Raw genomic sequence first — 6231 nt, forward strand, 5'->3', positions numbered from 1 at the left:
GCAGCACCCGAGGCGGGTCGATCTTGCTCTCCGTGCCCTGATCCTCACCCGACACACCCTCAACTGTCAACGATTGCTGCCTATTTCCGCAGTCGGCGTTGTCATGTCTGGTCGGCGCACGGGTGACCCGGTAGCCTCGCGTCAGCTCAGCCACGGAACGGACGACGTGCCCAGGGGGGACCTCGGTGAGTGACGCCTACGCCCCGCTGGCCGACGTGCTGGACCGGCTCGGAGAGCTGACCGGCCGGCCCGGCCGGCTGTCGGAGGTCCTGGACGTGGCCGGGCTCTCCCACCGCACCGGCATCCCCGTCGGCGTGGTCGTCGAACTGCTCTCGGGCGGCCGGGCACCGGAGGCCTGTCTCGCCCAACGGGTACGGCAGCGGCTGGACTTCATCCGGGAGACCCGGCGGCGGCCCGACGGCAAGCGGTACTCGCTTGACGAACTGGCCAGGATCGCCGGAACCAGCCGGCAGTGGTTGAGCGAGTGGCGCAAGAGCGGTATGCCGGGCCTCGAACACACCGACCGGCTGCGCAGGTTCTTCGGCCTGTCGGCGGGCTTCTTCACCGCCGACGAACAGGAGGCGCTGCACGAGGCGCTGCAGCCGGTGGTGCAGAGCCTGGAGGCGGAGGCGGACCCGCTGCTGCGGCTGCGGGAGAGCGGGCTGGTCAGGCTGGCCGCGCGCGCCCCGCAGATGAACCCCCGTCAGCTGGCCACGCTCGCCGACCTGGCGGAGATGATCATCACTTCGGAGCGGGCGGGGAGTTCGGGGGAGGCGAAGGGGACCGCCGCCTTGAGGGGTGCCGGGCGTGCCTGAGCCGGTGCTGGCCGTAAACGATCGTTTTCCTTGCGGGAACATGCCCTTCCGGCCTTCCTGGTCCTATGGTCGCCCAACGCCCGCCGAACTCGACCGCAAGGACGACGACCGCAAGGACGACGACCGCAAGGACGACGCATGAGCCCCGACAGATCGCCGAAGTCCCGCAGAACGACAAGTTCGCCGAAGCGGTTCCTCGACCGGCTCGTCCGCGACACCGCCCGGACGCTGACCCCGCCCACCGGGCCGAAGGCGTTCCTGCACGCGGTCTGCGCCACGCTCAGCCCGCAGCTGGACCGCCCGATCCGCCTGAAGTTCGTCGCCTTCCCACCCGGCCTGGACGTCTCCGGGGTCACCTTCGCCATGGACGAGGAGTACATCGTCGTGGTCGAGGAGCGGGCGCCGGACGAGCACCAGTTCGTCATCGCGGGGCACGAGATCGGCCACATCCACTACCAGACGCTGGACGTGCACTACCCGGCCGGCATGCCCGCGGCGGCGCGCCGGCTGCTGTCCCAGGCCGAGGAGGACATCCCCTGGGACCAGGTGGTCGCCATGGCCACCCGGTCGCCCGCTGCCGCGGCGGCCGAGGCGGAGTGGGAGGCCGAGGAGTGCGGGCTGCGGCTGGCGGCGAAGTTCTCCAGGGTCGTCGGCCCGGGCGCGGCGGCCGGGCGTACCACCCAGGACACCCTCACCGGCCGGCTGTCGTCCTCGCTGGGCAACATCGGCGGGCCGTGATGCGCTGGGACCTGGCGGGTTCGTTCACCGCCTACGCCGTTCCGGCCGCGCTGCTCGCGGTGGCCTTCGTGATCAAGCTGCCGCTGCTGCGGCGGGCCTGGCAGGACCCGATCCTCCGGGCCACCGCCCTGCTGCTCGGGATCGGCGCCGTCGTCTTCGCCTCGCTGCCGCCGGCCAGTCTGCACCGCATCAACGAGATCGCCGGCGTCCCCAACTTCGCCGGGCTGTGGGTGTATTCGCTGCTCACCGCCTACTGCGGGGCCTGCCTGTGGCTGATCATCACCTGGCGCGAAGCCCCATCGGCGGTCCGCCGCCGGCGCACCCGTACGGTCTGGATGGTCTACGCCGCCATCATCCTCGGCCTGTGGACGACCTTCCTGCTCGGCGACCACCATGTGGAGCGGCTGCGGGACCTCGACACCTATTACGCCAACACGCCCTGGATGCGCGAGTTCGCGCTGCTGTACCTCGTCGCGCACATGGTCTCCGCGCTGGTCGCGGCGGGCATCCTGTGGGCCTGGTTCAAGGAGGTCGAGGACACCTGGCTGCGCCGGGCCGTGGTCTTCCTCCAGGTCGCGTACGCGCTCGGGCTCATCTTCGACATCGCCAAGCTCGCCGCGATCGGTGCGCGCTGGAGCGGACGTGACTGGGACTGGCTGTCTACGTACGTCGCCCCGCCGTTCGCCATCGCCGAGGCGGGACTGGTCGCCGTGGGCTTCATCGCCGGGCAGGCGGGCCCGGTCGCCGAGGAGCGCCGGCGCCTGGTCCGCACCCACCGGCGCCTCAAGCCCCTGTGGCAGGCCATGCTGACCGTCACCGCCCCGGCCGCCCCGGCGACCGGCCGGGTCAGCGGGGCCGCCCTCCGCCTGGAACTGCGCCGGGCCACCATCAACGACGGCCTGCTCAAACTGGCCCCGCACCGCAGCGCATCCCGCCGCGAGCGAACGCGGCAGGCGGCGACAGCGGCCGGCTACCCCGAGTCCGCCGCCCGCGGCATCGCGGGTGCGGTGGACATCCTGGTCGCAGCGGACGCACTGCGCTCGCCGGAGGCCGGAGACGAGCGGACACCGGGGGGAGAAGCGCGCCTCGACCCCAGCCCCGCCGACGGGCCTTCCATGCCTGAGGGTGCTGCCTCCTCCAGACTGGCCGTACCCGTGTCTTTCAGCCCTGGCGGGCCCACCCCGTCCAGCCCTGGCGGGCCCACCCCGTCCAGGCCTGCCGAGCCCACCCCGTCCAGGCCTGGCGGCCCTGCCTCCTCCAGGCCGGCCGTATCCGTGTCTTTCAGCCCTGCCGAGCCCGTCTCCTCCAGTTCGGCCTCGCCCGCCCCTGTTCAGCTTCGTCCGGCCGAGCCCGCCCCCTTCGTTCGGGCCGGGCGCCCCACCGATGTCCCCGACAGTGAGCTGGAGTGCATCGCGCATGCCCTGCGGTTTCACTCGTCGGTTGTCGAAACGTTCCGCCGGGAGGCGGTCGCCACAGAAGGTCTCACCTCACATGCCTGACATACCCACCGCCCGCCGTACCGCGATCGTCATCGGCGGCAGTACGGCCGGCATGCTCGCCGCCTCCGTGCTCGCCAGCCGCTTCCACGAGGTCACGATCGTGGAGGCCGACCGGCTGCCGGAGGGCCCCGAGCCGCGCAAGGGGCTGCCCCAGGCCCGCCACGCCCACCTGCTGTGGTCCGGCGGGGTGGCCGCACTGGAGGAACTGTTGCCGGGCATCACCGGGGAGTTGGTCGGCAACGGCGCCGGGCTCATCGACGTGATGACGGACCTGGTGAGCAAGGCGCCCTCCGGACCGTGGTTCCGGCGGTTCACCGACTCACGGCACCACATGATCGTGTGCAGCCGGGATCTGCTGGACGCGGTGATCCGGGCCGACGTCCTCGGCCGGCGCCGCATCACGCTGCTCGACGGCACCAGGGTGGCGGGCCTCGCCGGAGACAAGGGGCGGGTGACGGGGATCCGGGTGCCCTCCACGTCCGGCGGCCGACCAAGCACCCTGTACGCCGACTTGGTGATCGACGCGAGCGGCCGCGCCTCCCAGGCGCACAAGTGGCTGCAGGAGCTGGGCCACGCCCCTGTCGAGGAACGCGTCGTCGACGCGGGCGTCGCCTACGCCAGCCGTGTCTACGCCGCTCCCGACGGTACGACCGCCCTGCGCTACCCGGTCGTGAACGTCCAGGCGGACCCGCGCGACGCGCCCGGCCGGGGCGGAGTCGTCGTACCGATCGAGGACGACCGCTGGCTGGTCACGCTGTCCGGCACCAGGGGCGGCCAACCCACCGCCGACCCGCAGGAGTTCGAGCACTTCGCGCTCACCGGCCTCAAGGACCCGATCATTGGCCGTCTCATCGTCACGGCCAAACCGCTCACCGACCCGGTCACCACCCGCAGCACGGCCAACCGCCGCCGCTACTACGAGAGCGCCGAGACCTGGCCGGACGGCTTCGCGGTCATCGGGGACGCCGTCGCCGGCTACAACCCCGTATACGGGCACGGCCTGTCCGTCGCCGCGCAGAGCGTGCAGGCCCTCGGCCGGGTCCTCGACCGGCACGGTCCCACCGCGCCCGGCACCGCCCGCCGCATCCAGCGCGCGGTGGCCCGGCCGGTCGGCAACGCCTGGAACCTCGCGGTGGGCCAGGACGCGTACTACCCAGGGGCCGCACCCAAGCCGCCGACCGCCGTCGAGCGGCTGCTCACCGCGTACGTCGACAAGGCGGTCGCCGCGGGCTCCGGGAACCCGCGCGCCCTGCGCGGCCTGCTGGACGTGATGAGCCTGAGGACCCCGCCTACCCGCCTCTTCGCCCCCGACATGCTGTGGAACATCTGCTTCGGCCCCCGCAAGGGCCCCCTGTCCGGCCCGCCGCTGAGCACGGCGGAACGGGAGGCGGCGGGGCTCAGCTGACCCGGGGGGTCGGCCCGCCGAAGGGCAGGTGCAGGGTCCGCGAGGCGAGCAGCCAGGCACCGTCGACCCGACGGAAGGTGTCCTCGTAGTGCCCGACCTGGACGGGTGGGCCGGCCGGGACGACCTCGCCCGCGTAGCCGTCGACGCGGTACGTCGAGAAGTACGAGACGGCGCGCGCCGCCTCCGGTGAGATCACCCTGACCAGGACGTTGGACATCAGACGGCGGGAGAGGCGGTCGGCGGGGCGGGAGCCGAAGTAGGCGCGCAGCGCCTCGCGGCCCTCGATCCGCCGTCCGTCCTCCGGCCACCGCCAGCAGCCGTCCTCGGTGAACAGCTCGGCCACGGAGGCCGGTTCACCGAGGTCGAGCCGGTGGACGAACTCCACGATCAGGCGCTCGCAGGCGCGCTCGGCGAGCAGGCGCTTCACAGGGTCCATTGAGGTTGTCTAACAGCCGCGGCCCAGACGTGGCGACAGATTTACTCCCCTTGCACGGCGACGTATGCCACCGGCGCCCCTCCCTTAAACGGCCACGTACGCCACCGGCGCACTCCCCGGGATCGGCTCCGCCCGCCCCAGCTTCACCAGGCGGCGCAGATGGGCCTCGGCCTCCGAGACGGCGATGGTCCTCGACCCGTAGGGGATGTCTGGCCAGGGGCGGTTCCACTCCATGCGCTCCGCGAGATGCCAGGGGGTGAGTGGCTCGGAGAGCAGAGCCAGCAGACCGGTGAGGCGCTCCTCGTGGTGGGTGAGCAACTCCCGCACCCGGCCGGATGCGTCGGTGAAGGGGTGCTGGTGGGCGGGGAGCACTTCGGCGGGGGTGAGCCGCCCCACCCGCTCCAGGGAGTCCAGGTAGTCACCGAGGGGGTCGGTCACCGTCGTGTCGTCGGGGTCCTCGTACAGGCCGATGTGCGGGGTGATCCCCGGAAGGAGGTGGTCGCCGCTGAACAGCCGTCCTCTTCCCGGCACTTGGCCGGGATGCTGTTCCTCCAGGTGCAGACAGACGTGGCCGGGTGTGTGGCCCGGGGTCCAGATCGCGCGCAGCCGGCGGCCGGGCAGGTCGAGGAGTTCACCGGGGACGATCTCGCGGTCGGGCAGGGCGGGGGACAGGCCGGGCAGGGTACGGCGGCGGGACGCGCGCAGCGGAGCGACGTGCTCCTCGGGCGCCCCCGCCGCCGTCAGCTTGGCCGCCATGTACGCGTACCAGCGCTCCGGACGGGTCTCGCGTGCCCTGCGCACGATCGCCGCGTCGGCCGCGTGCATCGCCACCCACGCACCGGAGGCCTCGCGGACCTGCCCCGACAGACCGTGGTGGTCCGGGTGGTGGTGGGTGACGACCACCCCGTGCACTTCCGCGACGCACGTGCCGCAGGCCGCGAGACCGGCCGCGAGCGCCTCCCAGGACGCCGGGTCGTCCCAGCCCGTGTCCACCAGGACCGGCCCCCGGTCGGTGTCGACGACGTACACCAGCGTGTGGCCGAGAGGGTTGTCCGGGATGGGCACCTGGACGGACCGTACGCCCCCGCCGTGATCGAACGCCTTCGCCATGCACTCCTCCGCCCCACCGCCCGCACCCCACGACCATTGCCCACTATAACTAGAACTGGTTTCAATGGGTGCTCAAGTCGACTGAGGCCGACTGGAGTTGGATTGACCTGCGCTGATGTGCGGGCTGGGTTGGCCAGGGCTTGATCAAGTTCCGTTGAGGTCGGGCTTGTAGGTGATGCCCAGGATGGGGAGGGCCCGTTCGGGTTGGTCGCGGATGGCGCGGGTGGT

General features: G+C 72.2%; 7 protein-coding genes. 5 read left to right on the top strand and 2 right to left on the bottom strand.

All coding sequences use genetic code 11. The annotated features are described in order from the left end of the window. The first annotated feature begins 185 nt into the window (after positions 1–185). The 5 genes from ACFZDC_RS20365 to ACFZDC_RS20385 are packed head-to-tail and all read left to right on the top strand — an operon-like array spanning position 186 to position 4457. Positions 186–815, top strand: a complete 630-nt coding sequence (locus ACFZDC_RS20365; protein WP_391325622.1) for an XRE family transcriptional regulator — start codon at positions 186–188, stop codon at positions 813–815. After that, positions 808–957, top strand: a complete 150-nt coding sequence (locus tag ACFZDC_RS20370) for a hypothetical protein (protein ID WP_391325623.1) — start codon at positions 808–810, stop codon at positions 955–957. Before ACFZDC_RS20365 ends, ACFZDC_RS20370 begins: the two co-directional genes overlap by 8 nt. Further along, entirely contained in the window at positions 954–1553 is a 600-nt protein-coding gene (locus tag ACFZDC_RS20375) for a hypothetical protein (RefSeq protein WP_391325625.1), read from the top strand. Before ACFZDC_RS20370 ends, ACFZDC_RS20375 begins: the two co-directional genes overlap by 4 nt. Next, positions 1553–3052 (top strand): MAB_1171c family putative transporter, encoded by a 1500-nt coding sequence (locus tag ACFZDC_RS20380; RefSeq protein ID WP_391325666.1) that lies wholly within the window; start codon positions 1553–1555, stop codon positions 3050–3052. The genes ACFZDC_RS20375 and ACFZDC_RS20380 overlap by 1 nt, the downstream gene beginning before the upstream one ends. Next, positions 3045–4457 carry an FAD-dependent monooxygenase gene (locus ACFZDC_RS20385; protein ID WP_391325627.1) on the top strand — a complete coding sequence of 471 codons (1413 nt, stop codon included), beginning with the start codon at positions 3045–3047 and terminating at the stop codon, positions 4455–4457. The genes ACFZDC_RS20380 and ACFZDC_RS20385 overlap by 8 nt, the downstream gene beginning before the upstream one ends. Here ACFZDC_RS20385 and ACFZDC_RS20390 read toward each other — a convergent pair. Next, on the bottom strand, positions 4450–4893 hold the full coding sequence (locus ACFZDC_RS20390) for a nuclear transport factor 2 family protein (protein WP_391325629.1): 444 nt from the start codon (positions 4891–4893) through the stop codon (positions 4450–4452). The two genes, ACFZDC_RS20385 and ACFZDC_RS20390, sit on opposite strands and share 8 nt — an antisense overlap. Before the next feature lie 84 nt (positions 4894–4977). Further along, positions 4978–6003 carry an MBL fold metallo-hydrolase gene (locus tag ACFZDC_RS20395; protein WP_391325631.1) on the bottom strand — a complete coding sequence of 342 codons (1026 nt, stop codon included), beginning with the start codon at positions 6001–6003 and terminating at the stop codon, positions 4978–4980. Positions 6004–6231 lie beyond the last annotated feature (228 nt).

The organism is Streptomyces sp. NPDC007905 (assembly GCF_042959345.1).
Taxonomy (GTDB): Bacteria; Actinomycetota; Actinomycetes; order Streptomycetales; family Streptomycetaceae; genus Streptomyces.

Coding starts and splice junctions, on each gene's coding strand:
- ACFZDC_RS20390 (WP_391325629.1), bottom strand. CDS start 4,893: ATGGACCCTGTGAAGCGCCTGCTCGCCGAGCGCGCCTGCGAGCGCCTG.
- ACFZDC_RS20380 (WP_391325666.1), top strand. CDS start 1,553: ATGCGCTGGGACCTGGCGGGTTCGTTCACCGCCTACGCCGTTCCGGCC.
- ACFZDC_RS20395 (WP_391325631.1), bottom strand. CDS start 6,003: ATGGCGAAGGCGTTCGATCACGGCGGGGGCGTACGGTCCGTCCAGGTG.
- ACFZDC_RS20375 (WP_391325625.1), top strand. CDS start 954: ATGAGCCCCGACAGATCGCCGAAGTCCCGCAGAACGACAAGTTCGCCG.
- ACFZDC_RS20385 (WP_391325627.1), top strand. CDS start 3,045: ATGCCTGACATACCCACCGCCCGCCGTACCGCGATCGTCATCGGCGGC.